The 24,359-nt window shown below is 59.0% G+C and carries 24 protein-coding genes; 12 read left to right on the top strand and 12 right to left on the bottom strand.

Annotated elements, in window-relative coordinates:
• The first annotated feature begins 88 nt into the window (after positions 1-88).
• Entirely contained in the window at positions 89-976 is an 888-nt protein-coding gene (locus tag F8N43_RS25920) for a DMT family transporter (protein WP_150633404.1), read from the top strand.
• Positions 977-1,064: 88 nt separating this feature from the next.
• On the opposite strand, the gene F8N43_RS25915 is transcribed toward F8N43_RS25920, so the two are convergent.
• The 3 genes from F8N43_RS25915 to F8N43_RS25905 form a co-directional block, all read right to left on the bottom strand.
• Positions 1,065-1,964 carry an esterase/lipase family protein gene (locus F8N43_RS25915; protein WP_150654542.1) on the bottom strand — a complete coding sequence of 300 codons (900 nt, stop codon included), beginning with the start codon at positions 1,962-1,964 and terminating at the stop codon, positions 1,065-1,067.
• A 108-nt stretch (positions 1,965-2,072) separates the two neighbouring features.
• Positions 2,073-2,378, bottom strand: a complete 306-nt coding sequence (locus tag F8N43_RS25910) for a DMT family transporter (protein ID WP_150633406.1) — start codon at positions 2,376-2,378, stop codon at positions 2,073-2,075.
• Positions 2,379-3,017 (bottom strand): FMN-dependent NADH-azoreductase, encoded by a 639-nt coding sequence (locus F8N43_RS25905; RefSeq protein WP_150633407.1) that lies wholly within the window; start codon positions 3,015-3,017, stop codon positions 2,379-2,381.
• A 108-nt stretch (positions 3,018-3,125) separates the two neighbouring features.
• On the opposite strand from F8N43_RS25905, the gene F8N43_RS25900 reads away from it, so the two are divergent.
• From F8N43_RS25900 to F8N43_RS25885, 4 genes are all read left to right on the top strand, one after another.
• Positions 3,126-4,088: a LysR substrate-binding domain-containing protein gene (locus F8N43_RS25900; RefSeq protein WP_224787858.1), complete on the top strand. Its 963-nt coding sequence runs from the start codon at positions 3,126-3,128 to the stop codon at positions 4,086-4,088.
• A 54-nt stretch (positions 4,089-4,142) separates the two neighbouring features.
• The gene (locus tag F8N43_RS25895) at positions 4,143-4,673 is read left to right on the top strand and encodes a ferritin-like domain-containing protein (RefSeq protein WP_150633409.1); all 531 of its coding nucleotides are present in this window, start codon (positions 4,143-4,145) and stop codon (positions 4,671-4,673) included.
• Between the two features lie 161 nt (positions 4,674-4,834).
• Complete coding sequence (locus F8N43_RS25890; RefSeq protein WP_150633410.1) at positions 4,835-5,605, top strand: hypothetical protein; 771 nt, start codon at positions 4,835-4,837, stop codon at positions 5,603-5,605.
• 80 nt (positions 5,606-5,685) lie between these two features.
• Positions 5,686-6,357 (top strand): hypothetical protein, encoded by a 672-nt coding sequence (locus tag F8N43_RS25885; RefSeq protein WP_150654541.1) that lies wholly within the window; start codon positions 5,686-5,688, stop codon positions 6,355-6,357.
• 69 nt (positions 6,358-6,426) lie between these two features.
• Here F8N43_RS25885 and F8N43_RS25880 read toward each other — a convergent pair whose 3' ends face one another.
• A complete protein-coding gene (locus F8N43_RS25880; protein WP_150633412.1) occupies positions 6,427-8,496 on the bottom strand; it encodes an AsmA family protein in 2,070 nt (689 codons plus the stop codon).
• A 388-nt stretch (positions 8,497-8,884) separates the two neighbouring features.
• On the opposite strand from F8N43_RS25880, the gene F8N43_RS25875 reads away from it, so the two are divergent.
• From F8N43_RS25875 to F8N43_RS25845, 7 genes are all read left to right on the top strand, one after another.
• Positions 8,885-9,397 carry a hypothetical protein gene (locus tag F8N43_RS25875; protein WP_150654540.1) on the top strand — a complete coding sequence of 171 codons (513 nt, stop codon included), beginning with the start codon at positions 8,885-8,887 and terminating at the stop codon, positions 9,395-9,397.
• A 157-nt stretch (positions 9,398-9,554) separates the two neighbouring features.
• Positions 9,555-10,187: a TetR family transcriptional regulator gene (locus tag F8N43_RS25870; RefSeq protein ID WP_150634661.1), complete on the top strand. Its 633-nt coding sequence runs from the start codon at positions 9,555-9,557 to the stop codon at positions 10,185-10,187.
• Between the two features lie 246 nt (positions 10,188-10,433).
• Positions 10,434-10,934 carry an urease accessory protein UreE gene (gene ureE, locus F8N43_RS25865; RefSeq protein ID WP_150639586.1) on the top strand — a complete coding sequence of 167 codons (501 nt, stop codon included), beginning with the start codon at positions 10,434-10,436 and terminating at the stop codon, positions 10,932-10,934.
• Positions 10,931-11,605, top strand: a complete 675-nt coding sequence (locus tag F8N43_RS25860) for an urease accessory protein UreF (protein ID WP_150634659.1) — start codon at positions 10,931-10,933, stop codon at positions 11,603-11,605. Before ureE ends, F8N43_RS25860 begins: the two co-directional genes overlap by 4 nt.
• A 23-nt stretch (positions 11,606-11,628) precedes the next feature.
• Positions 11,629-12,243 (top strand): urease accessory protein UreG, encoded by a 615-nt coding sequence (gene ureG, locus F8N43_RS25855; RefSeq protein ID WP_150634658.1) that lies wholly within the window; start codon positions 11,629-11,631, stop codon positions 12,241-12,243.
• A gap of 34 nt (positions 12,244-12,277) precedes the next feature.
• Entirely contained in the window at positions 12,278-12,850 is a 573-nt protein-coding gene (locus tag F8N43_RS25850) for a HupE/UreJ family protein (protein ID WP_150654539.1), read from the top strand.
• A gap of 173 nt (positions 12,851-13,023) precedes the next feature.
• A complete protein-coding gene (locus F8N43_RS25845; protein ID WP_150634656.1) occupies positions 13,024-14,151 on the top strand; it encodes an AGE family epimerase/isomerase in 1,128 nt (375 codons plus the stop codon).
• 118 nt (positions 14,152-14,269) lie between these two features.
• Here the strand turns inward: F8N43_RS25845 and F8N43_RS25840 are convergent, their stop codons facing one another.
• The 8 genes from F8N43_RS25840 to F8N43_RS25800 form a co-directional block, all read right to left on the bottom strand.
• The gene (locus F8N43_RS25840) at positions 14,270-15,037 is read right to left on the bottom strand and encodes an SDR family oxidoreductase (protein ID WP_150634655.1); all 768 of its coding nucleotides are present in this window, start codon (positions 15,035-15,037) and stop codon (positions 14,270-14,272) included.
• 842 nt (positions 15,038-15,879) lie between these two features.
• Positions 15,880-16,596, bottom strand: coding sequence for an ABC transporter ATP-binding protein (locus F8N43_RS25830; RefSeq protein WP_150634654.1), 717 nt, complete (start codon positions 16,594-16,596; stop codon positions 15,880-15,882).
• Complete coding sequence (locus F8N43_RS25825) at positions 16,593-17,468, bottom strand: ABC transporter ATP-binding protein (RefSeq protein WP_150634653.1); 876 nt, start codon at positions 17,466-17,468, stop codon at positions 16,593-16,595. The genes F8N43_RS25830 and F8N43_RS25825 overlap by 4 nt, the downstream gene beginning before the upstream one ends.
• Entirely contained in the window at positions 17,465-18,748 is a 1,284-nt protein-coding gene (gene livM, locus F8N43_RS25820) for a high-affinity branched-chain amino acid ABC transporter permease LivM (RefSeq protein ID WP_150639583.1), read from the bottom strand. The genes F8N43_RS25825 and livM overlap by 4 nt, the downstream gene beginning before the upstream one ends.
• Positions 18,749-18,751: 3 nt before the next feature.
• Positions 18,752-19,666 (bottom strand): ABC transporter permease subunit, encoded by a 915-nt coding sequence (locus tag F8N43_RS25815; RefSeq protein ID WP_017336280.1) that lies wholly within the window; start codon positions 19,664-19,666, stop codon positions 18,752-18,754.
• Between the two features lie 171 nt (positions 19,667-19,837).
• A complete protein-coding gene (locus tag F8N43_RS25810; RefSeq protein WP_008035383.1) occupies positions 19,838-20,971 on the bottom strand; it encodes a branched-chain amino acid ABC transporter substrate-binding protein in 1,134 nt (377 codons plus the stop codon).
• A gap of 364 nt (positions 20,972-21,335) precedes the next feature.
• Positions 21,336-22,619, bottom strand: coding sequence for an NAD(P)/FAD-dependent oxidoreductase (locus tag F8N43_RS25805; protein WP_150639582.1), 1,284 nt, complete (start codon positions 22,617-22,619; stop codon positions 21,336-21,338).
• 119 nt (positions 22,620-22,738) lie between these two features.
• Entirely contained in the window at positions 22,739-24,229 is a 1,491-nt protein-coding gene (locus F8N43_RS25800; protein ID WP_150634650.1) for an aldehyde dehydrogenase family protein, read from the bottom strand.
• Positions 24,230-24,359 lie beyond the last annotated feature (130 nt).

Genomic DNA, 24,359 nt, shown 5'->3' with positions numbered 1-24,359 from the left:
TCATCCGGGGCAGGTTGTCTGGATCGAAGTATAGGCTTTCATCCAGACAGGCGATAATCAGCCCTTATTAACGTTTCTGGTTTTTCCGATGCAATACGCTTATCCCCTGCTGGCCATTTTCATTTGGGCTGGCAATACCGTGATCACCAAAATGTCGGCCGGAGCGATCTTCCCGGCCGAGATCGGTTTTTACCGCTGGCTGCTGGCCGGATTGCTGTTCACGCCGTTCATGCTCAAAACCGTGATTGCCCACTGGTCGGCCATCCGCCCGAACCTGGGGAAGATTTTCATCCTCGGCGTGCTGGGCATGGCGGTTTATCAGAGCCTGGCGTACTTCGCCGCGACGCTGACCTCAGCCACCAACATGGGCATCATCCTGTCACTGATGCCATTGATGTCGCTGGCCATGGCAATCATCAGCCTCGGTCAGCGTCTGACGGCGGGAGCGCTGGCCGGTGCGGTGTTGTCGTTTGCCGGCGTGTTGGTGGTGGTGTCGTCCGGCAGCCTCAGTGCCTTGCTTGAGCACGGGGTAAATCTGGGCGATGCGATGATGTTGATCGCCACGCTGGCCTACGCGATTTACAGCACGTTGCTGAAAAAATGGCAGCTGCGTTTGCCGCCGCTGGTGTTGTTGTATCTGCAGGTGTGGGTGGCGGTGGTGGTGCTGTTTCCGCTGTTCGCCGTGTCACCAAAAATCGGTCCGACGCTGCAGAATATTCCGCTGGTGCTGTACGCCTGCCTGCTGGCATCAATGGTTGCGCCGCTGGCGTGGATGCAGGCCGTGGTGCGTCTGGGGCCGAGCCGGACGACGCTGTTTTTCAATTTGCTGCCGGTGATTACTGCACTGATTGCCGCGGCGGTGTTGCATGAGCAATTGGCGATGTATCACCTGGTGGGCGGGGTGTTGACGTTGGGTGGGGTGATTGTTTCGGAGCGCTGGACCACCGTGCTCGGCCGCAGGATTAGCGTCGCCTGATATGAAGTCATCGCGAGCAGGCTCGCTCCCACAGGGGAATGCGGTCAACTGTGGGAGCGAGCCTGCTCGCGATGAACGATGATTCGGTTTATCTGACGTTACACCCCGCCGCCTTCAACCGCGCCGCATGCTCGACAAACAACCGGATCGGCTCCGCCCCCTTCCCCACCAACCCCAACGACTGGTTGACGATGTCGAAGTGATCCAGCGGATACTCATCGCCAATCACCGTGCCGAGGTGCGAGCTGTAACGCCCGACCATCCCGTCGCAATGCCCGACTTCGCGCACGAAGGTTTTGGCAAACAGTCGACAACTGCGATTCGTCCCGTCCAACAGATTGCGCCCGCGATCGGTCTTGCCCGGCTGCAACGTGCCGGACCACGAGTAATAGCGCACGCCATTCACCTCTTCCGGCCCGTGTCCGCCCCATGTGTCAGGCAGACCCTGTGGATAACGCTGGTTGAACAGCGCCACACCCGCCGTCGTCAGCGATTCATGGGAGGCGTGGATATCCACCGGCAGCTTCGGCCCGCGATAACCGGTTTCCAGCAGGCTCATCAACGCACCGATCACCCGCAATAAAAACGCCAGCAGCCGTCCCTTCGCACTGTCCGCCGGGTAGTGTTTGTGCAGGTAATCCGCCAGTTCCGAGCCGTGATTGGGGCCTGCCACCGAGGTGACAGAAGCCACACGATCCGGGCGTTTGGCGGCGGCGTATCGGGCCGTGAGCGAGCCCTGGCTGTGACCGATCAGGTTGACCTTCTCGGCCCCGGTTTCCCGCAGGATCTCTTCGATCTGCGCCAGCAATTGTTCACCGCGCACTTCATTCGAGTGCAGCGGCGAAACCTGCACCGCAATCACCGTCGCACCACCCCGGCGCAACGCCGCCACGATCCCGTACCAGTAGGGATAGAGCACCAGACGGATAAACCCGAGCATTCCCGGGACCAGCACCAACGGATAACGCGTGGCAGAACCTTGCGACATGGGCGGACATCCTTGTGATCGGTCAGGTGACGCAAGGCTGAATGCAAGACATCAGCCAAGCATCGACATCAAAAATGACAACTCGACGACCAGTCTATGACATCTCCCCTATTTCAACCCCGCCACCCCTGCCACGATCAGCCCGACCGACACCAGTTTGACCGCCGTCAGGCTTTCACCGAGCAGCGCAAACCCGAGAAACACCGTGCCGAGTGAGCCGACAGCGGTCCAGATCGGGTAGGCGACGCTCACCGGTAATTCGCGCATGGCCAGGGTCAGGAAGTAGATCCCGCCCACCGCCGCCACGACCGTGATCATCGACGGCCAGAGCCGGGTAAAGCCTTCGGCGTACTTCATGCCCATGGCGAAGGTGACTTCGAACCCGGCGGCGATCAGCAAAAACACCCAGGCCATCTAGAACTCCCTGGCCAGCGCCAGCAAACGCTGCTCGGCCTCGGCAGCGGAGATCTCGAAGGTACGTGCGGCGGACTCTTCACCCTCGGCGGCCACGACGGTGACATCCGTCATGCCGATGAACCCCAGCGCGGTGCGCAACAGCGTATCGGCATGGTTCAAGGCCTCCAGCTCTCCCCCGGGACCGAAACCGAACCCGCCACGGCTGGTGACGATCAGCGCTTTCTTGCCCTGTACTAGTGGCTCGTATTGCGCGACGCCGTTGTCCAGCGTGTGATTGAAGGTCAGCCCGAGTCGCACGATTTGATCGATCCACGCCTTGAGGCCGCTGGGCACGCTGAAATTGTGCATCGGTGTGGAAATCAGCAGCAGATCGTGGCCCAGCAATTCCGCGACCAGTTCATCGCTGAACGCGAGATCGGCCTGCATCGTCAGCGGCCGCGCCTCGGGTTGCGGGTAAAACGCGGCGGCCACAAACGCTTCATTGACCGGCGGAATCAACGCCCGTCCGACTTCGCGGCGAGTCAGTTGCGCTTGCGGATGACGCGCCTGCCAGGCGCTGAGAAACACCTCGGCCAAGCGACGGGAGTGGGAACGTTCGCCCCGCGGACTGGCGTGAATGGCAAGAATTTTGTTCATCTGAATCTCCTGAGGACTAAACTCGAACGGCGTGTAGCGTGCAGCTTGTGCTCGCTAACGCCTCGCCTCAAATGAGCAAAAATCAGCTTGGGTGAATTCATTTCATCCATGGAGTGTTCAATGTTTGCCTCGCTGCCGCTGACCGCCTTGCGCGCCTTCGAATCCGCCTCTCGCCTGCTGAGCTTCAAGGCCGCCGCCGAAGAACTGTCGGTGACGCCCACGGCGGTTTCCCATCAGATCCGCTCGCTGGAAACCTGGCTCGGTGTGCCGCTGTTCGAGCGCCTGCCACGGCAAGTGCGCCTGACCGAGTGCGGTGAGCGCCTGTTCCACAGCCTGCACGGCGCTTTTCTGGAAATGGCGCAAAGCGTCGATACTTTGCGCCCGCAACGCAGCGGTGCAAGCTTGACGATTTCCACCACCGCCGCATTTGCCGCGCTGTGGCTGGTGCCGCGACTGGGACGGTTTTACGCCCGGCATCCGAACATCAGCGTACGGCTGGATACCCACTGCGAAGTCATCGATTTGCATCAGGACGCCAGCGTCGATCTGGTGGTGCGCTACAGCCTTGATGACTATCCGAACCTTTATGGCCTGTGCCTGTTCGATGAATCGTTCGGCGTTTATGGCTCGCCGGAGCAGGTTGCGCAGGCCTCTATCCGGGCACCGACGTTGATCAGCGTGCGGTGGCACAACTCGAAGCTGTACGCCCATGGCTGGGAGGCTTGGTGCTCGCGGTCCGCAGAAACCTGGCTGACGGAAAACACGGCGGTCCGGGAGTACGACGAAGAGCATTACGCACTGCAAGCAGCGATCGCCGGGCAAGGCCTGGTGCTGGCGAGCAATATTCTGGTGTCCGAGAGCGTGGCCAGTGGTTTGTTGGTGGCTTACCGGAGTGAAATTCAGGTAAACGGCGCGGGCTACAGCGCGCTCTGTGTACCAGGTCGTGAGCGCCATCCGCCGGTGCGCGCATTTTTTGCGTGGTTGCAGGAGGAAGCTCGATTGTCTGGCCTGTTGCCAAGATCACAAATCTCATCAAACTTTTCGCCGCGCTCGTCACTCACACCTAAGTAGCGATCACTTCCCAGAAAGTGACGCAAAACCGGATCAGCCTCCAAGGAGAACGAGATGAGTGACATGCATTTGTCTGACGTAACCACCCTTCGCGCACGTGCCCGCCAGAACGTCGAGAATGGCGCGGTGACCGAAAGCTACAGCGCCGACCTCGACGAAGTTCTGCGTCTGCTCAACGAGTCGCTGGCCACCGAACTGGTCTGCGTGTTGCGCTACAAACGCCACTACTTCATGGCCAACGGCCTGAAAGCCCACGTCGCCGCCGACGAGTTCCTCGAACACGCGACCCAGGAAGCCGAGCACGCCGACCGCCTGGCCGAGCGCATCGTGCAACTGGGCGGCGAGCCTGAGTTCAACCCTGACCTGCTGTCGAAAAATTCCCACGCGCAGTACGTGGCCGGCAACTCGCTCAAAGAGATGGTCTACGAAGACTTGGTCGCCGAGCGCATCGCCATCGATAGTTACCGCGAGATCATTCAGTATATCGGCGAAAAAGACCCGACCACCCGGCGTATCTTCGAAGACATCCTGGCTCAGGAAGAAGAGCATGCGGATGACATGGCGGACATATTGAAAGACTTGTAACTAACAACTAAATCCTTATCGCGCAATTGCGATAAGGATTTTATAAACACCCCCCTTCAAACCTAAAGTTACAATCACCACATAGACATTTTCCAGCATGGACTTATTCTAACAACCACAACCCAGAGGTTGTTTAAATAAACCTATAAAGGACTGTAACCATGCACATGGAAGAACGACTCGAATTCATTGACTCCCTGCCCCCCCTGCCAGCGGCTTCAAATGAACGAATCATTATGCGCCGTTCGCTGACCAGCGCACCGCACCATAACATTGACAAGCCAACCGCCAGCGTCATGCCTGATACGATCAACGCATTCCTCCCCGGCGTTTCACAGCAAACTATCGATGACGTCAATCTGTGCAAGTTAGTCATGCAGAATGCCGCCACCAAACTTTATCCTGAAGATGCACAACTTTACGAGTGGTACAAATACTATGTGAGCGGCCTGGACAATCTTGGCTGGGTTATACAAAACAAAAACATGGAAACTGTCACCGTCCGAAAAATCGGCCTGACCATGGATCAGGTGGCCCTTCACGTCGCCTCCGCTCTGATCGGAGCAGGTCCCGCCGCCATTTTGGCAAACGCGGCCCAATTGGCTGTCGACGTAGTGCAAAGAGACCCCGGCGCCATTCAGATTTTTGACCGAAACAGGAAAACCGGCACACAATCCAAGTTTGATATCGCGCCGGTTTGGGTCGATACAAACAATCAACCGAACATGCTCCTCAATTGCATTTCCCTGGATGCACGGGAAAGCACGCGCGGCATTCTGTTCTGGAAGTCCACCCAACAGTCCACCACCATAAAAACAGGTGCCGTACGCACCTATCTGGACACTCAGGTTTTCTCGGGACTGCGCTCGGAACTTTATTCCAGGTTCACTGAAGCCGGAAAAAAATTCATCAAGGATCTTCCTGACTTCTAATTACCATTGAATATTTAAATCGACAAATAATTGTCGATTTAAATAACGTTGCCGAGCACAACCCTCGCCTGGAGCTAATAATGGACATCTCCCCATTCGATACCTATCTTGTCAATGGCAACATCACCATTTTTTGTGGCATTCACACTGACACGTTCAAGAGCGACATTTTAAATTCAAGCCTCTATGCCGAACTGGTGGCGACGCAGCGCCGTGGTGATCGGGAAGCATTATGGACAACGTATACAGAAATAGTGAGCAAGTTCAAATGGATCATCAACAGTCGAGAAACGCAGAGCACGGCGTTTGACAATTCAAGTTTGCTGAAGCTCTTGATTCAGAGTGCGGGACCCGCCCTGCCACAAGCTGAACAACACATCGTGGCCAACGCCTTTTCACGAATAAAAAAACTCGAACGCGGCTCATTGGCCATTCATACAATCATCGACAAACTCAACAGCAGCGGCTCTGCGACTGCCGGCGCAACACACACGCTGTTGAACATTGTCCGCCAAGACAAAACCGTATTAACACTGCAGCTAGCCTTCAAAACGCCCAAGGTGATTGATATCGACATCCTGGACAAACCGCTGCTGAAGTCAGTCAACGACGAAAAACCCAATATTCGATTGCTGCGCAGCTCACTGAATGAGCTCCAATACAACGAAGTCAGAGAGACGGTGATCAATAAACTCGGGGACAAGATCACTACTGACCTGCTACTTATCCCCATGGCAAACCGATTGAACTGAAATCTTTACAAAGGGATTAATCGCTCTTGAATCGCCCGCTCGAAAGCGATTGAACCGTTCTGACAGACGTCAGTTTTTGACCGTCTTCGGCGCCTTGCCCGCTTTCATCTGTTCCAGCAACGGCGCGCACTGATTCGGCTCGCCACCACTCGGTGCCACCAACGCAAGCAACCCCGCCGCTGGCGCTGCAATCACACCCAACGCCACCATCCCTGCCCCGCGCAGCAGCAGCGGCACCGCTTTGACACCGGCGTCCGGCTTGATGAACTTGCCCCGTACATACAGCGGCGAACGCAGGGAAATCAGGCGCCATCCCTTGGATTCCGGCGTGATGGTCAGGTCCAGTTGCTCAGTCGCCATGTTCGCCGTGCCATCGATGTAGATGATCGCGTTCTCGGTATCGAAGACGAACAACCGAGAGGTCGCCAGTCCCGTCTTGATGTCGAAGTCGGCCGCCGCGCAATTGATCTTCACTTCCTTGTCACCAAAGATTTTGCCGACCACGTAGTTACCAACGTTCAGACCGGCCAGTTCCATCAACTCGCGGCTGATGGCACCGTCGTTGATCAGCATCTTCAGATTGCCATTGGCCGTGCCCAACAGCTTGGCCACCGAGTTGCCGCGACCACTGATGTCCGCATCGCCATTGAGCTCGCCGAAACTGGTCTTCATCGGCTCAAACGTCGGGAACAACTGCTTGAGTTTGAAACCCCGCGCAGTGAGCTTGGCGTTGCCCTCCAGCGGCTCGGTGCGTCCGTTCAGGCGAATCTGCGCATCCAGCTTGCCGCCGGCTACGCCGAAACGCAGCGGTTCGAGGCTGAGCACGCCATCGGTCAGCACCAGGTGCGTGTAGAGATCGTTGAACGGCAGTTTTTCACTGTGGACGATGCGCTTGCCGGTGAATTCGACGTCGGCGTCCATGTCGCGCCAGCGCTCGGTCTTGAACTCTTCGACCGGCAGCACCTTGTCCGCCGGCTGTTTGCTTTCACCGCCGCGAGCCTTTTGCTTGGCATTGGAGTCGGCGCCGATCAAGGGCGCCAGGTCGGCAAACAACAGTTGATTGGAGAGCAGTGAACCGCTGAGTTTCGGCCGTGGCTGGCTGGCGACGTAGGCCAGGCTGCCATGAATGTCGCTCTCGCCGATCTTGCCGTTGAACTCCTCGTAACGGAACACCGCACCGCCTGGCTCATGCAGCTTGGCAATCAAGTGACCGTCGGTTGCGTAGGGTGGTGTATCCGGCAGGGTCACACCTGTCAGTGGATAGAGGTTACCCAGGCTGCTGCCGGCCAGTTTCAGCCGCAGGTCCAGTGCACCGAGGTTGAGCGGATCGGTCAGCGTGCCGGCGAGCTCGACGCTGGTATCGGCAATCTTGACCTGGGCCTGGAGCGGGAACGGTCGGGCCGAATCCTGCAAGGCCAGCAGGCCGCCGATCTTGCCCTCGCCAGCCAGTTTTTGGCCGTGGTATTGGCCTTTGACCTTCAGCGCAAACGCATAATCCTGGGGAGCAGCGCCCTTCTCCTGTGCAGTTTTCGCGGCTTTGTCGCCGACGATATCGCTGAACGGAATCGGCTTGCCCAGCGGGTTGATGATCAGGTCGAGCTGAGTGTTCAGACTCTGGTCGTCGAGGGTGACGTGGCCTTTATCGAAGCCGATCGCGCCGATGTCCACCACCCAATTTGAAGGTTCGGCGTTCGGGTCTTTCGGGTCGAACTTGAAGGTCCAGTTCGCGCGGCCATCAGCCAGGCGCTGGAGGTCGGCGCTGGGCTCGGTCAAGTCAATGCGTGGGATCGTCACCCGTTGCGCCAACAGGGCCAGCGGCGAAATGCGCAGCTCAACGCGCTTAAGCGTGACCATCTGCGGCTGCTTCGACCAGTCCGGGTTACCGAGGGTCAGGTCCTGCGCCACCACATGAGGCCACGGCACCCAGGCGCGCCATCCACCTTCGTCAAGCTCACGCCGCCAGACCACCGCAAGGTTGCCATTGATGGCAAACGGTCGATGCAGCTCTTCGGAGACTTTGGTGTTGATGGTTGGTTTGATCCGGTTCCAATCGAAGAACACGATGATCAGAACCACTAGCGCCAGTAGCACAGCCAGGCTGGCAAAGGTCCAGGCGAGAATTTTCGGGGTGCGCGTCATTGCACAGGGCTCCTGATTACGACTGAGCGCCCTGACCGCGACGCACGTGTGAAACGTTAGGCCAGAACCGGCCTGCCATGAAACCTAGGACTGGGAAACGCGGTGCAGGTTTAACCGAAATGCCGCTTAACGTTCAAATAATCGGTCGGGGACACCCTGCACGCGAAATCCGGCGTTACCGCCCCCGCACTTTTGCGCGGCGCATGTGAGTCGAAAATACCCACTTCAGTGCGAAAACGTCCGCCGGAAAGGCCCGATCTAGAGCCTTCGCACGGAACAATCAATTCTGTTGATTATTACCATTGCGTTTATGAACTTTTATATCGACTTATCGAGAGTAGCATTGCCCTCGTACCCACTTTATCGCCCCCCCACGGAGCACCCAATCATGAAACGCCAATTACTGCTTAGCCTTACCCTCTCCATGCTGGCCAGCACCGCTTTCGCTCTGCCAGCTGCAGATCAGGCAACTCCCCAAGTTAAATCGAATCACTCGGTGTTCAGCCAGACCGTTGCCGAAGGTGGTAACGATCGCCTGAAAGAAAAAGGCCTGATCTCTCAAGATGGCTCGGACCGTACCCCACAAGGCCAATCCCTTGCCGCTGACGGTTCCGAACGCACCCCACAAGGCCAAACCCTGGCCGCTGACGGTTCCGAACGCACCCCACAAGGCCAAACCCTGGCTGCTGACGGTTCCGACCGCACTCCACAAGGCCAAACCCTGGCTGCTGACGGTTCCGACCGCACTCCACAAGGTCAAACCCTGGCTGCTGACGGTTCCGATCGCACCCCACAAGGTCAAACCCTGGCCGCTGACGGTTCCGACCGCACTCCACAAGGCCAAACCCTGGCTGAAGGCGGTGGTGACCGCGTGATCGAACGCAACAGCGCTGTGAGCTAAGCCCATGGCGGCCCTGAAAAAAAGCCCAATCCACGGATTGGGCTTTTGACTTTATAGAAGCCACACATTCCCTCGCGTCACCCCCGATAGTCGTTCGACGCCGGCAAAGCCGATTTGCTAGAGTGCGCCGCTGTCCTGTCCAGAAAACACCCTTGCGATGCTGCCCCGCGCCGAACAGAAACAACAAACCCGCAACGCCCTGATGGACGCTGCCCGCCACTTGATGGAGTGCGGCCGAGGATTCGGCAGCCTGAGCCTGCGCGAAGTGGCGAAAACCGCCGGCATCGTTCCCACTGGTTTCTATCGGCACTTTGCCGACATGGACGAATTGGGCTTGGTGTTGGTGAGCGAAGTCGGACAAACCTTCCGCGAAACCATTCGCCTGGTACGCCACAACGAGTTCGTCATGGGCGGCATCATCGACGCCTCGGTGCGGATTTTTCTCGACGTGGTGTCGGCCAATCGTTCGCAGTTCCTGTTTCTGGCCCGCGAGCAATACGGCGGCTCGCTGCCGGTGCGCCTGGCCATCGGACGGTTGCGCGACGACATCAGCTCGGACCTGGCGGCCGATTTGTCCTTAATGCCGAAACTGCAACACCTGGACATCGCCGGCCTGAGTGTCATGGCTGATCTCATCGTTAAAAGCGTGTTCGCAACCTTGCCGGACATCATTGATCCACCGGCCGAAGCATTGCCCGAGCATCTGACGCCGCAAGCGAAGATTACCCAACAGCTGCGCTTTATCTTCATCGGCCTCAAGCATTGGCAAGGCCTGGGCAGCACCGAATAATCCCTCTCCATAACACCCCTATCTCCGGCAGGAGCCGGCTATCTGGCGCCTACAACGTTGTGCGACGCGCGACTAATCTGGAGCACACCGTGCGCTGTCATTTGGTGCGCCCAGCACAACCTCGCACCAAATTGCCGCAACAATCTTAAACACCTCCTCAACGCCGACAGGCATTTCCTACACATCCCCCCGATTGGCAAGCCCCTTGCTCTAGCCTGACTATTGTCCATAGCTGGAAGCTTACCGATGCTGGTGATTCATCGCAGAATCGAGCCTCAACCCGTCTGGGCCGCCGAGTTGCACCTGACCTTCGAAGCCCGGAGCAAAAGCCGTTTGCGCTGTTTCAGTGCCGAGGGTGAAGACGTCGGGTTGTTTTTGGAGCGCGGTCAGTCGCCGCTGTCTGACGGCGAATGCCTACAAGCTGAAGACGGTCGCGTCGTCCGCGTCTGCGCCCGCCCCGAACACCTGCTGCACGTCACTTGCGCCAATGCCTTCGAGCTGACCCGCGCGGCCTATCACCTCGGCAATCGCCACGTCGCCCTGCAAGTCGGCGATGGCTGGCTGCGCCTGCTCGACGATTACGTGCTCAAGGCCATGCTCGAACAACTGGAGGCCAAGGTTGAACACATCGAAGCGCCGTTCCAGCCTGAGCACGGTGCCTATGGCGGTGGCCATCACCATTCGCGGCATGGCGACGAGGACTTCAACTACCCGCCGAAACTGCACCAGTTCGGCGTGCGCCCGTGAATCCGGCCTGGGCGTTGTTGCGCCTGGCCAGTCCGCAGTTGCCGATTGGCGGTTACAGCTATTCCCAAGGCCTGGAAATGGCGGTGGATAACGGTCGGGTGAATGATTCCGACAGCGCCCGCCGCTGGATCAGCGATCAATTACTGCTCAACCTCGCACGCTTCGAAGCGCCGCTGTTGCTCGCCCATTGCGTGGCCGCCGCCACAGAAAACTGGGCCGAACTGCTGCAACGCTGTGAAGAACACCGCGCCAGCCGGGAAACCCGCGAGTTGCATCAGGAGAGCCGACAGATGGGCTACTCCTTGCAGCAACTGCTCAACGGTCTGCCGGAACTCGATGCACCGGCCCGCGCCTTTCTTGAACAACGCCCCGAACCGCACCTGGCCCTCGGCTGGGCACTGGCCGCGCGCGCCTGGCACATCAGTGCGCAAGATGCGCTGGCCGCATGGCTCTGGAGCTGGCTGGAAAACCAATTGGCGGTGCTGATGAAAACTCTGCCGCTGGGCCAGCAAGCCGCGCAACGCCTGACCAGCGAACTGCTGCCGCTGCTGCAACAAGCCCAGCAGGACGCCACCCGAATCACCCCCGAACACTATGGCAGCGCCGCTTTCGGCCTGTCACTGGCATGCATGGCCCATGAGCGTCAGTACAGCCGTCTGTTCCGTTCCTAGGGCCTGTTATTTTGGAGAATCACATGAACACACAACCTCTGCGCGTCGGCATCGGCGGCCCTGTCGGTTCCGGCAAAACCGCGTTGACACTGGCCCTGTGCCTGGCCCTGCGCGACCGCTACAACCTGGCCGTTGTGACCAACGACATCTACACCCGCGAAGACGCCGATTTTCTGGTGCGCAACGAAGCCCTGGCGCCGGAGCGAATCATCGGCGTGGAAACCGGCGGCTGCCCACATACGGCGATCCGTGAAGACGCCTCGATCAACCTCGAAGCCGTGGACCAACTGAACCGCCGTTTTCCGGGGCTGGACCTGATTCTGGTGGAGTCCGGTGGCGACAATCTGTCGGCCACGTTCAGCCCCGAACTGTCGGACCTGACGATCTACGTGATCGACGTCTCGGCCGGCGACAAGCTGCCGCGCAAGGGCGGGCCGGGGATCTGCAAATCCGACCTGTTGGTGATCAACAAAGTCGACCTCGCACCACTGGTTGGGGCGTCGCTGGAGATGATGGACAGCGACACGAAGCGCATGCGCAACGGCAAACCGTTTGTCTTCAGCAACCAGAAAACCGGTCTTGGACTGGAACAAATCATCGCGTTCATCGAGCGCCAGGGCCTGCTGACTGCAGCCTGATCACGATCAAACTTATCAACAAGGAAGCTTATCCATGACACTTAAACGCATCCTCGGCGCCATGGCCCTGCTGCTGACCCCGGCCATCGCCTTCGCCCACCCCGGTCACGGCAATAACGGCTTGATCGCCGGCATCAGCCACCCGATTGGCGGCCTCGATCACTTGCTGGCGATGCTTGCCGTGGGGCTGTGGGCGGCGCAGCAGAAAGGCGCCGCACGCTGGGCGCTGCCGTGCACGTTCGTCGGCACCATGCTGATCGGCGGTCTGTTGGGGTTTGAAGGGCTGAACCTGCCGGCGCTGGAAAGCGGGATCGCCGCGTCGGTGCTGGCGCTGGGCCTGGCGGTGGCACTCGCGGTGCGTCCGCCATTGGGCTTGGCGGTGGGTGCGACGGCGCTGTTTGCCCTGTTCCATGGCGTGGCGCATGGGCTGGAGTTGCCCGACATGTCGAGCCCGTGGGCATATGCCGCAGGGTTTGTGGCGGCGACGGCGGCGTTGCATGCAGCGGGTTATGCGCTGGTTCGTGTGTTGCCGCAAGCGGCGGCGCCGTTGGTTCGTCTGGCGGGGGCGGCTTCGGCGGCGGCTGGGGTCTGGTTGTTGGCGGGTTGATTCTTTACCGCCAGTGATGGCCTCTTCGCGGGCAAGCCCGCTCCCACATTGGATCTGTATACACAGTTCGAATGTGGGAGCGGGCTTGCCCGCGAAGGCGGCCTGACAGACACCGCAACTCTCAGGCCTGTTAACATGTCGCGCAATCAACTCTGCCGTGACGACGCCAGCCAATGCCACCCGATTCCCGCTCCGCCTCCAAGTCTGAATTGACCGCTCTGTTTGCCACCGTGCAACAGCATTTCCAGGACGTGATCGTGCCCCTCTGGCAAGGCCCCGGCTGGAATGCCGAGCTGGCGCTGCCCTACGAAGCGCTGGATGCCGAGCATCATCCCTTGCCACCGCAACGCTACAGGGCCATGGCCTGCGCGCGGCAGCTGTATCTGTTTTCCAGCCTGATCGGCCAGGTGCCGGGCGCGAAAGAGCGGGCGGCGGCGTTGTTCCGCTCGTTGCAGCAACATTTCCACGATGCCGAACACGGTGGCTGGTTCTACAGCATCGACCCACAGGGCGCGCCGCTTGATCAGCGCAAAGATCTCTACACCCACGCCTTCATCCTCTTCGCCTGCGCCCATTACTGGGACAAGGTTCGCGAGCCGCTGGTGGAGTCGGTGCTCAACGCCGTGCTGGAAGTGTTGGCGCAGCGCTTCAGTACCGGCGACGGCTTGTACGAAGCCTGCCTTGAGCGTGATTGGTCCTTGCTCGACACCGGGCCTCTGCAAAACCCGTTGATGCACCTCGCCGAAGCGTTTCTCGCCACATTGTCGGTACGTGAAGACCTCGCCGTGCAACGCGCGCTCGTCGAGTTATGCACAGCCATGCAACAGCGCTTTATCGATCCGCAACACAGTGTGCTGATGGAAAAGCCGCTCGGATCTGTGGATAACTGGTTTGAGCCGGGGCACCAGTTCGAGTGGTATTTCCTGCTGGAGTCTTCGCCGTTATTGCGCGACTCCAAACTGCACACTTCTGTGGAACGCGCCTTTGCGCTCACCGAGCAGCTGGGCGTCGATCAATCGAGTGGCGCCGTGCGCGCGATGCTCACGCTCGACGGGCATTCGAAAGATGCCACCCAACGCATCTGGGCTCAGGCTGAATACCTGCGCGCATTAACTCTGCGCCCGGGCAGCGAATCATCGGTATTGCACCAATTGCAGACGCTGCAACAGCGCTCACTGCATGCGGGGGGCTGGTATGAGTGTCGCGATGAGAACGGTGAAGTGAGCCGACAGGACATGCCTTCGACCACGCCTTATCACTTGGCGACCTGCTATCGCGGACTGGCTGAATATCTGCGCTGACACAAGGATTGCTATCGCCGGCAAGCCGGCTCCTACAGGGTTTGTGTCGTTCGCAAACTGGCGATACAACTCGAGGTCTGTGGGAGCGTGGCTTGCCCGCGATGGCCGTTACACGGTCTTAAGCCTTCGCATTACGCTCAATCGCAAACCCGGCCCACGTCTGGCTCACCGGCATCAACTCGAGGCTGTTGATGTTGATGTGCGCCGGCGCGTTGAGGACCCAGAAAATGGTCTCGGCGATGTCTTGCGGCTGGATCGGCTCTGCACCGGCGTAGGTCGCGTTATAACGCTCCTGATCACCGGCAAAACGCACCAGCGAGAACTCACTCTCACACAGGCCCGGCTCAATGTTGCTGACGCGAACGCCCGTGCCTTGCAGGTCGCAGCGCAGGTTCAGGGAGAACTGTTTGACGAACGCCTTGCTTGCGCCATACACGTGACTGCCCGGATACGGGTAGCTGCCGGCAATGGAGCCAAGGTTGATGATGCCGGCGCCACGGCCATGGGCGATCAGGCGCGGCAACAGCAGGCGAGTGCTGTACATCAGGCCCTTGATGTTGGTGTCGACCATGGTGTCCCAATCATCAAGATCGCACTTTGGCGCCGGATCCACGCCGAGCGCCAGGCCGGCGTTGTTGATCAACCCGCGCAGCTTGGCGAAGGAAGGTGGCAGATTACCGATCGCCTCCTCCATGGCCTTGCGATCACGCACGTCGAGCACCAGGCCATGGACCTCGGTCTGCTTCGACAACTCGGCGCACAAGGCATTCAGGCGCTCTTCACGACGACCTGTCAGCACCAGTTTCCAGCCTGCCTCGGCAAAACGACGGGCACAGGCTTCGCCAAAACCGGAAGTCGCGCCGGTAATAAACAGGGTGTTGGACATCGTGTTCTCCTTGCTTCGGCGCACGGGTCGCCATTGGAATAGAAAATCAGCTGGCAGCATGCCCGGCCTTGCCGACAGCGGCAACCATCAGAAAATCTGTACGAAAAATGATCAATGCTGGCGACGCCATATACACCGTGGCCTGCAGCCATGTACGCGCACGTTATCCACAGGCCGGTCCACAGTTTCCGGGGGCAAGTGAAAAAGCTGGAAGCCGCTGTGCACAAGGCTTTGCGGGCAGATCAGAAAGTTTTTCGCTTGACCCTGAAGTGCTGGCTGTGTAGTCCAAGGCATTCTGCACGATTGACCGGGTTAGCCAACGATGGCGCCAAGCCAGTAACTACGGCCGTTAGCCGAGTCTTTCCAGAGTTTAACCACAGACTTATCCACAGGCTGACCTCGTGTTTTTCAGGCCACTTTCGTCACCAATAAAAAGGTTGACAATGCTGACCCCAAGCCCGACAAAAACACCTGATCAAAAAACAATCACATCTCTGCAGGCCATGATTTTAAAGGCTCTCAGCCAGCTACTCCCACGTTATTCACAGCCAGCTCCACAGCAAACGGGGACAAGTCAAAACCGTGACAAAACAACTATTTGCAGCGGCTTTATGTCGCGCTTTGAGAGCTTGGTGAATTTGTTTTCCACAATTTCCCCAAAGCACACCACGGACACTTGTGGGAGCGAGCTTGCGCGCGATAGCGGTGGGTCCGTCACCTCATTTGTGACTGTTATGACGCTATCGCGAGCAAGCTCGCTCCCACAGGGATTTGTGGCGTATTGGAGATGTAAAAAAGCCCCGGCAATTGCTCGCCAGGGCTTGTTGATTACAACGATGGACTCAATGCCCGCCGAGATAGGCGTTACGCACTTCTTCGTTCACCAGCAGCTCCTTGCCGGTGCCACTGAGGCGGATCTCGCCGTTGACCATCACGTAGGCCCGATCCGACAACCGCAGGGCGTGGTTGGCGTTCTGCTCGACCAGAAAGATGGTCATGCCGGTCTTGGCCAGTTCCCGCAGCGTGGCGAAGATCTGTTTCACCACAATCGGCGCGAGCCCCAGGCTCGGCTCATCGAGCAACAGCAGTTTCGGCCGGCTCATCAGCGCACGGGCGATGGCGAGCATTTGCTGCTCGCCGCCGGACATGGTCATGGCCCGCTGGGTCCGCCGCTCTTCGAGACGCGGAAACAGCTCGAACATGCGCTGCATGTCTTCCTTGGCGTACTTGTCACCGATCGGGATGGTGCCCATCAGCAGGTTTTCCTCGACGGTCATGTCGGGGAACACGCGCCGGCCTTCCGGTGATTGTGCAATGCCGTGGGACGCAATGTAGTGCGACGACTTATGGGTGATGTCCACGCCCTGATAGATGATCTGCCCGTCTGCCGCGCGCGGCTGGCCGAAGATCGACATCAGCAGGGTCGACTTGCCCGCGCCGTTGGAGCCGATGAGGCTGACGGTTTCCCCTTCGTTGATGTGCAGCGAGACTTTTTTCAGCGCCTGGATCGGGCCGTAAAACACGTCCAGGTCTTTGAGTTCGAGGATCGGTTGGCTCATAGCACCACTTCCTCTTCATCGGCGCCCAGGTAGGCGGCAATCACTTTCGGATCATTGCGTATCGCATCGGGTCCACCCTCGGCGATGACGACGCCGTGGTCCAGTACCACGATGTGGTCGGAAATGCTCATAACCATGCCCATGTCGTGTTCGATCAGCACCACGGTCAGATCATGCTCGTCGCGCAGCAGCCGGATCATCGCGCTCAGCGCTTCGGTTTCCTGAGGGTTGAGGCCGGCGGCCGGTTCGTCGAGGCAGATAATCTGTGGCCGGGTGCACATGGCCCGCGCAATCTCCAGACGACGCTGCTGCCCGTAGGACAACTCGCCGGCCAGACGGTTGGCGCAATCCACCAGGTCCACCACTTCCAGCCAGTAGAAAGCGTGGTCCAGCGCATCGCTTTCAGCCTTGCGGTAGCCCTTGGTGTTGAGGATACCGGCGAGCATGCTGCGGTTGACCCACATGTGCTGGGCCACCAGCAGGTTTTCCAGCACCGACATTTCCTTGAACAGGCGAATGTTCTGGAAAGTCCGCGCCAGGCCGGCCCGGTTCACCAGGTGAGTGCCGCCGAACATCTTGTAATACAGCCGACTGAGAAAGGATTTCGGCGAAACGAAATCCGCAGGTTTGAACGATTCGCCCAGCAACTGGATGACGTTGGTCTGCTCGCCCCGCACGCTGAGTTCGATCTTGCCACCGGAGGCCTTGTAGAAACCGGTCAGGCAGTTGAACACCGTAGTTTTGCCGGCGCCGTTGGGGCCGATCAACGCGAAGATCGAGTTGCGGTGGACTTTCAGGCTGACGTCGTTCAACGCCTTGATGCCGCCGAAGTGCATCATCAGCTTCTCGACCGAGAGTACGACTTCGCTCATGGCGCTACTCCTTTACGCGGGGTCACACCGGTACGGCTGATCCGAATCAGGCCGCGCGGTCGCCAGATCATCATCAACACCATCAGGATGCCGAACAGCAGCACGCGGTATTCCGCGAAGCCACGCAACAGTTCCGGGGCCACGGTCAGCACGAAGGCTGCGATGACCACGCCAATGGTCGAGCCCATGCCACCGAGTACCACGATGGCGAGGATCAGGGCCGATTCAAAGAAGGTGAACGAAGTCGGGTTGACGAAACCCTGGTAGGTGGCGAAGAACACACCCGCCAGACCTGCCGTTGACGCACCGATGGTGAACGCCGAAAGCTTGACCAGCACGTGGTTCAGGCCCATGGAGCGGCAGGCGATTTCGTCTTCGCGCAAGGCTTCCCAGGCGCGACCGACCGGCATTTTGACCAGACGATGCTTGATGTAGAGCACGGCCAGTACCACCAGGAACAACACCGCATAGATGAAGTAGTACTTCACGTCCGGGTTGTAGGCGATGCCGAAAAACTCATGAAACGGTACACCGCCGTCCTTCGCCCGTTTGCCGAATTCGAGGCCGAAGAAGGTTGGCAGCGGCGCCGCCATGCCATTCGGACCACCGGTCAGGCTCAGCCAGTTGTTGAGGACCAAGCGGATGATTTCACCGAAGCCGAGGGTCACGATCGCCAGGTAGTCACCGTGCAGGCGCAACACCGGAAAACCAAGGATGCAACCGGCCAGCCCCGCCGTGATCGCCGCCAGTGGCAGCACCGTCCAGAAACCCAGTCCGAGGTATTGATAACCGAGCGCCAACCCATAGGCGCCGATGGCATAGAACGCCACGTAACCGAGGTCGAGCAGGCCGGCCAGGCCGACCACGATGTTCAGGCCCAGGCCCAAAAGCACGTAGATCAACCCGAGGATGACCACGCCCAACAGGTAGGAGTTGGAGAAGAACGGGAACACCACGGCGATGACAACCACCAGTGGGAGGATCCAGCGCAAACGGGATTTGTAATCAGGTGGCAGTACATGAACCCCGGAGCCGGTGCTTTCAAAGCCTTCGAGAATTCTCAGGCCTTTGGGCGTTTGCAGGAACAGGCTCAGGGCAAAACGGCCGGCCATGACGATGGCGACAATCCACGCCACTCGGGTCGTTTCCAGGTTGAAGCCGTAGCCGTCAAGGACTACGCCAACAATCGGGCCGAACACGATGAGGGCGACTAGACCTGCAAGAATCGCGTCAACCAGGCTTCTTTTGAGATCAATGGTTTTTTTAGTGGTTGAAGACATCGCTTACACCTTCGACACAAGAGGACGGCCGAGCAGGCCTTGGGGCCGAAAGACCAGAACGAGAACGAGCAGCGAGAAGCTGAAAACGTCTTTGTAGTCCGAGTTGACCAGGCCCGAGAACAGCGACTCGGAAATCCCGAGAATGATCCCGCCGAGCATCGCCCCAGGCAGCGAACCGATCCCGCCGAGTACCGCTGCGGTGAACGCCTTGATGCCGATGACAAAGCCTGCGTAGAAGTCGAACGTGCCGTAGTTCATGGTGATCAGCACGCCGGCCAGGGCCGCCATTGCCGCACCGATGATGAACACGTAGGAAATGACGCGGTCGGTGTTGATCCCAAGGATCGAGGCCATCTTGCGGTCTTGCTGGGTGGCGCGGCACATGCGGCCGAGCTTGGTGTACTTGATGACGTAGGTCAGCAGGGCCATGCCGGCGAATGCGGCAATCAGGATGAAGATCTTGGTGTAGGTGAGCTGGACGAAGCCGCTTCCGACCTCCACTCGCCATGCACCGGTCAGAAGGGTCGGTACGCCTTGTTGACGGGCGCCCTGTGCGATCTGTGCATAGTTTTGCAGGATAAGGGAAATACCGATGGCGCTGATCAGCGGTGCCAGTCGGGTGGAGTTCCGCAGGGGTTTGTAGGCCACACGCTCGATGACCCAGCCATACACCGCCGTGACGATGATGGTGAAGACCAGTGTGCCAAGCATCAGCAGAGGGAAGGATTCAATACCGAAGTATGCCAGCAGAGCCAGACTGATAGCCGCGAGGTAAGCGGAAATCATATAAACCTCGCCGTGGGCGAAGTTGATCATGCCGATGATGCCATAGACCATTGTGTAGCCGATGGCGATCAGGCCATAGACCGACCCGAGGGTCAGGCCGTTGACCAGTTGCTGCAGGAAAATACCATCCATAACGCAATCTCACGCATTTGAGAGACTGCACAGAAGCCAGGTGCGACGGACCGGGGTTCAGCCACCCGCGCAACACGGTTGTGTGCAGCTCTACGAGAAAAGACAGGTACTGCACGGACATGTTGGTTGACTACCCGGCGCACAAGGCGCCGGGTAGTTCAGCAGCTCATATCACTTCTGTTTTTCCAGTTGGTGGTATTTGCCATCCTTGTCCCACTGGTAAACCACGTAGTCGGAGACTTTCAGGTCGCCCTTGGCGTCCCAGGTCTTCTCGCCCATTACGGTTTTAACCGGGTTTTTCTTCAGCCACTCAGCCGCTTTTTCGCCGCTGTTGGACTTGGCGCCGTTGAAAGCAGCCGCCAGGGTCTGAACCGAAGCGTAGGCGTACAGGGTGTAGCCTTCAGGCTCGGTGCCGGCCTTGCGGAAGGTGTCTACCACGGTCTTGCTGTCTGGCAGCAGACGTGGGTCGGCGCCGAAGGTCATGTACACGCCATCAACGTTCTGCGGGCCACCGGCGGTGGTCACGAGTTCGTCAGTCACGATGCCATCATCGGACATGAATTTGACGTCCTTGAGGCCTTGTTCACGCAGTTGGCGAACCAGTGGACCGGCTTCCGGGTGCAGGCCGCCGAAATAGACGACATCGGCACCGGCTGCACGGATCTTGGTCACCACGGCGCTGAAGTCTTTCTCGCCACGGGTCAGACCTTCGTACAGCACTGGTGTCACGCCGCGCTTGGCCAGTTGAGCCTTGGTGGCATCCGCCAGACCTTGACCGTAGGTGTCTTTGTCGTGCAGAACCACGACTTTCTTGCCCTTGAGCACGTCGACGATGTAGTCGCCGGCAACGATGCCCTGTTGGTCGTCACGGCCGCACATACGGAACATGGCGCTCAGGCCGCGTTCGGTCACTTGCGGGTTGGTGGAGCCCGGAGTGATTGCGATGATGCCTGCTTCGTCGTAGATCTCGGAGGCCGGGATGGTCGACGAGGAGCAGAAGTGACCGACCACACCTGCCACTTTCTGGTTGGTCAGGTCCTTGGCGACCGTCACAGCCTGTTTCGGTTCGCAGGCGTCATCGCCCTTGACCAGTACGATTTTTTCCCCGTTGACGCCGCCCGACGCGTTGATTGCATCGGCTGCTGCCTGTGCACCCTTCATGTACTGCTCGCCAAATGCTGCGTTGGCGCCTGTCATAGGACCCGCAACACCGATTTTTACGTCAGCCTGTGCAAACGCAGAAACACCCAACGCAGCTGCCACTGCGAGGGCCAGAAAGCCTTTCTTGTAAAACGTCTGGGACATGAGGTGGTGCTCCAAGGTTTTTTTTAGTTGGCACTGCGACTTCACTGAATGCTCAGAGCAAGGGCCGTGCCATCGGTTTTTTATTCTGAAAAAAGTCGCTGCTTTATTGTTATTTCGACTGTTTCGAGTCCATTTTCATTGGACGTGCAACCGTCTAAACCGCTGAAGGTGGAACCATTTATTTATTAAGGCGCAACCCGCGTGCGCCATCATTGCAACCGCAGCGCCAAACGAAGTGCAACCAGCCTGTAACAACGTACGTCACCGAAGTGCACACTGCTGGTGCGGTACTGCTACAACCCGCACCTTTTACAGGCTAGTCGCTGCGCCGAAAAGCGCCGCTCCCCGCAACAAATTTCAACAATCAAATCACGATCCGCAAGCACTGGCCCGCGTGATACAGCGAAAATCCCGCTTCATACAGACAGCTACGCAGCCCCACCCCCGCCAGTGGCTGCATGGGTGCGAAAGGAATCGGCAGTGCCTGAGGATTTCCGTTACACAAATAATCGGCAAAGGCTTTGCCCACTACAGTGCCAGTAGTCACCCCTCGACCGTTGTAGCCAGTGACTGCCACTAAACCGGGCGCCGGTTCGAACAGGCGCATCAAATGATCGGGAGTAAACGCGATGCAACCGGTCCAGGTGCACTCCCATTCCACCTGCTTGAGGTACGGAAAATAGTGCTGCTGAACCCGGTCGGCCCAAGCCTTGAGGAACCAGGTCGGCTTCTGATTGCCATTACCCAGGCTCCCCAGCAGCAAACGGCCATCTTTGTCGCGACGAATACTGCTGAGGACCTGACGGGTGTCCCAGGAACCCTGTCCACCGGGGAGGATTTGTTGCGAGGCATCGTCAGTCAGCGGGACCGAGGCCACTTGATAGTAGTAACCGGGAAAGAAGTTGCGTCGCAGTTCCGTCCAGTCACCTTCGGTGTAAGCGTTGGACGCAATCACGACTTGCTCGGCAAGCACCGAACCCTGTGCCGTTTGCACCGACCAGCGCTGGCCCTGACGTTCGAGTCGAGTCACGGGAGAATGATCGAACAACCGACCGCCAAGCCCGATGGCCGCTTTGGCCAAACCGGTGGTGTACGCCATCGGGTTGATCGTACCGGCACGTCGATCGAGCAACGCGGCGGCGATTTTCCTGGTGCCAGTCGCTTGTTCGCAGGCTTGACCGGTCAGCAGTTCGACCGGCGCACCGCGACGCTTCCATTGTTCTTCACGACTGCGCAGGTCCGCTTCACCACGGGCGTTATGCGCCATGTGCAACGTGCCTTCACGGCGTAACTGGCAATCGATGTTGTATTTGTCCACAAGGCTGAACACCAACGAAGGTGCCGCCCCCAGCATGCGATTGAGCTGACTGCCCACCGCTTCGCCGAACCCGGCCTCGATGTCGTCCGGTGGAATCCACATCCCGGCGTTGACCAGCCCGACGTTGCGCCCCGAACCACCATGACCGGCACGATGGGCTTCCAGCACACACACCGTTTTGCCTTGTTCCAGCAGATGCACCGCCGCCGACAGACCGGTGAACCCGGCGCCGATGACGCAAACATCGGCCGTTACTTCGCTCTTGAGCGCCGCATTATCAGGCCTTTGCGGCGTCAGTTTTTCCCACAGACACTCTTCGCGTAACGGCATTGCCAGACTCCAACAGAAACCTAACAAACAGAAAAAGCTTCGCTGGCAAGCCAGCTCCTACAGGTTATGCGCCACGACACAGGCCGTGCAGGAGCTGGCTTGCCAGCGATGGGGCCCGATCAGTCGAACGTAATCCCCTGCGCCAACGGCAACTCCAGCGAATAGTTCACGGTGTTGGTCTGGCGGCGCATGTACCCGCGCCATGCATCGGAACCCGACTCACGACCACCACCCGTCTCTTTCTCGCCACCAAACGCGCCGCCGATTTCCGCGCCGCTCGGGCCGATGTTGACGTTGGCGATGCCACAGTCGCTGCCCACCGCCGACATGAACTGCTCGGCTTCACGCACATCGGTGGTGAAGATGCACGAGGACAGGCCTTGCGGCACGGCGTTGTTCAGGCGCAGGGCCTCGTCGAAGTCCTTGTAACCGACCACGTACAGGATCGGCGCGAAGGTTTCATGACAGACCACGTCGCTCTGCTCCGGCATTTCAACGATGGCCGGCGAGACGTAGTAAGCGTTCGGGTATTTGTCTTCCAGCTGACGCTTGCCGCCGAAGACCCGGCCGCCTTCGCTCAAGGCCTGTTCCAGCGCGTCCTGCATGTTGTCGAAGCTGTGTTTGTCGATCAGCGGGCCGATCAGGTTGCCTTCCAGCGGGTTGCCGATGCGCACTTTGGAATAAGCGGCTTTCAGGCGGGTAACGATTTCTTCCTTCACCGATTCGTGAGCGATCAGGCGACGCAACGTGGTGCAACGCTGACCGGCGGTGCCGACGGCGCTGAACAGGATCGCGCGAACAGCCATGTCCAGATCGGCGCTTGGGCCGAGGATCATGGCGTTGTTGCCGCCCAGCTCCAGAATGCTGCGGGCGAATCGCGCGGCGATTTTCGGCGCCACTTCGCGGCCCATGCGGGTGCTGCCGGTAGCGCTGATCAGCGCGACACGCGGGTCATCGACCAGCGCCTCGCCGGCATCGCGGCCACCGATGATCACTTGGCTCAGGTGCGGAGGTGCATCGCTGAAGTTTTTCAGTACACGGTCGAACAGCGCCTGGCAGGCCAGTGCGGTCAGCGGGGTTTTCTCCGACGGTTTCCAGATCACCGGGTTGCCACAGACCAGCGCCAGCGTGGTGTTCCAGGCCCAGACCGCCACCGGGAAGTTGAACGCACTGATCACGCCAACGATGCCCAGCGGGTGCCAGGTTTCGCGCATGTGGTGGCCAGGACGCTCGGAAGCGATGGTCAAACCGTACAACTGACGGGACAGGCCGACGGCGAAGTCGCAGATGTCGATCATTTCCTGAACTTCACCCAGGCCTTCCTGAGTGATCTTGCCGGCTTCCCAGGACACCAGCTCGCCGAGGTCGGCCTTGTATTCACGCAGGATGTCGCCCAGTTGGCGTACCAGTTCGCCACGGCGCGGTGCCGGGACCTTGCGCCACAATTCGAACGCATGATCTGCGCGACTGATGTGCTGCTCGACTTCAGCGGCGCCTTCCCAGTTCACAGAGGCGATCTTGCTGCCATCGATCGGCGAATGCACCGGCACTTTGCCGTTCTGGTACAGGGCCGGGTTCACACCAAGACGATCAAGCAATGCGGCAACCATGGGTCACTCCTCAAGCAAAAAACAGAAAACGTGCAGTCGGAATATCACGACTGATCAGACCTGTAGTTTTAGCTCGCCGGAGGTTACCCAACAAACGACCTTTAAGAGAGATATCATTCCGTTTATTCAT

Source organism: Pseudomonas fluorescens, from assembly GCF_902498065.1.
GTDB lineage: Bacteria > Pseudomonadota > Gammaproteobacteria > Pseudomonadales > Pseudomonadaceae > Aquipseudomonas > Aquipseudomonas fluorescens_BJ.
This window is presented reverse-complemented; position numbering and strand designations above follow the sequence as displayed.

Bases quoted from the DNA above. Each gene is read 5' to 3' on its own strand.
- F8N43_RS25920 (WP_150633404.1), top strand. From the start codon at position 89: ATGCAATACGCTTATCCCCTGCTGGCCATTTTCATTTGGGCTGGCAAT.
- F8N43_RS25915 (WP_150654542.1), bottom strand. From the start codon at position 1,964: ATGTCGCAAGGTTCTGCCACGCGTTATCCGTTGGTGCTGGTCCCGGGA.
- F8N43_RS25910 (WP_150633406.1), bottom strand. From the start codon at position 2,378: ATGGCCTGGGTGTTTTTGCTGATCGCCGCCGGGTTCGAAGTCACCTTC.
- F8N43_RS25905 (WP_150633407.1), bottom strand. From the start codon at position 3,017: ATGAACAAAATTCTTGCCATTCACGCCAGTCCGCGGGGCGAACGTTCC.
- F8N43_RS25900 (WP_224787858.1), top strand. From the start codon at position 3,126: ATGGAGTGTTCAATGTTTGCCTCGCTGCCGCTGACCGCCTTGCGCGCC.
- F8N43_RS25895 (WP_150633409.1), top strand. From the start codon at position 4,143: ATGAGTGACATGCATTTGTCTGACGTAACCACCCTTCGCGCACGTGCC.
- F8N43_RS25890 (WP_150633410.1), top strand. From the start codon at position 4,835: ATGCACATGGAAGAACGACTCGAATTCATTGACTCCCTGCCCCCCCTG.
- F8N43_RS25885 (WP_150654541.1), top strand. From the start codon at position 5,686: ATGGACATCTCCCCATTCGATACCTATCTTGTCAATGGCAACATCACC.
- F8N43_RS25880 (WP_150633412.1), bottom strand. From the start codon at position 8,496: ATGACGCGCACCCCGAAAATTCTCGCCTGGACCTTTGCCAGCCTGGCT.
- F8N43_RS25875 (WP_150654540.1), top strand. From the start codon at position 8,885: ATGAAACGCCAATTACTGCTTAGCCTTACCCTCTCCATGCTGGCCAGC.
- F8N43_RS25870 (WP_150634661.1), top strand. From the start codon at position 9,555: ATGCTGCCCCGCGCCGAACAGAAACAACAAACCCGCAACGCCCTGATG.
- ureE (WP_150639586.1), top strand. From the start codon at position 10,434: ATGCTGGTGATTCATCGCAGAATCGAGCCTCAACCCGTCTGGGCCGCC.
- ureG (WP_150634658.1), top strand. From the start codon at position 11,629: ATGAACACACAACCTCTGCGCGTCGGCATCGGCGGCCCTGTCGGTTCC.
- F8N43_RS25850 (WP_150654539.1), top strand. From the start codon at position 12,278: ATGACACTTAAACGCATCCTCGGCGCCATGGCCCTGCTGCTGACCCCG.
- F8N43_RS25845 (WP_150634656.1), top strand. From the start codon at position 13,024: ATGCCACCCGATTCCCGCTCCGCCTCCAAGTCTGAATTGACCGCTCTG.
- F8N43_RS25840 (WP_150634655.1), bottom strand. From the start codon at position 15,037: ATGTCCAACACCCTGTTTATTACCGGCGCGACTTCCGGTTTTGGCGAA.
- F8N43_RS25830 (WP_150634654.1), bottom strand. From the start codon at position 16,596: ATGAGCCAACCGATCCTCGAACTCAAAGACCTGGACGTGTTTTACGGC.
- F8N43_RS25825 (WP_150634653.1), bottom strand. From the start codon at position 17,468: ATGAGCGAAGTCGTACTCTCGGTCGAGAAGCTGATGATGCACTTCGGC.
- livM (WP_150639583.1), bottom strand. From the start codon at position 18,748: ATGTCTTCAACCACTAAAAAAACCATTGATCTCAAAAGAAGCCTGGTT.
- F8N43_RS25815 (WP_017336280.1), bottom strand. From the start codon at position 19,666: ATGGATGGTATTTTCCTGCAGCAACTGGTCAACGGCCTGACCCTCGGG.
- F8N43_RS25810 (WP_008035383.1), bottom strand. From the start codon at position 20,971: ATGTCCCAGACGTTTTACAAGAAAGGCTTTCTGGCCCTCGCAGTGGCA.
- F8N43_RS25805 (WP_150639582.1), bottom strand. From the start codon at position 22,619: ATGCCGTTACGCGAAGAGTGTCTGTGGGAAAAACTGACGCCGCAAAGG.
- F8N43_RS25800 (WP_150634650.1), bottom strand. From the start codon at position 24,229: ATGGTTGCCGCATTGCTTGATCGTCTTGGTGTGAACCCGGCCCTGTAC.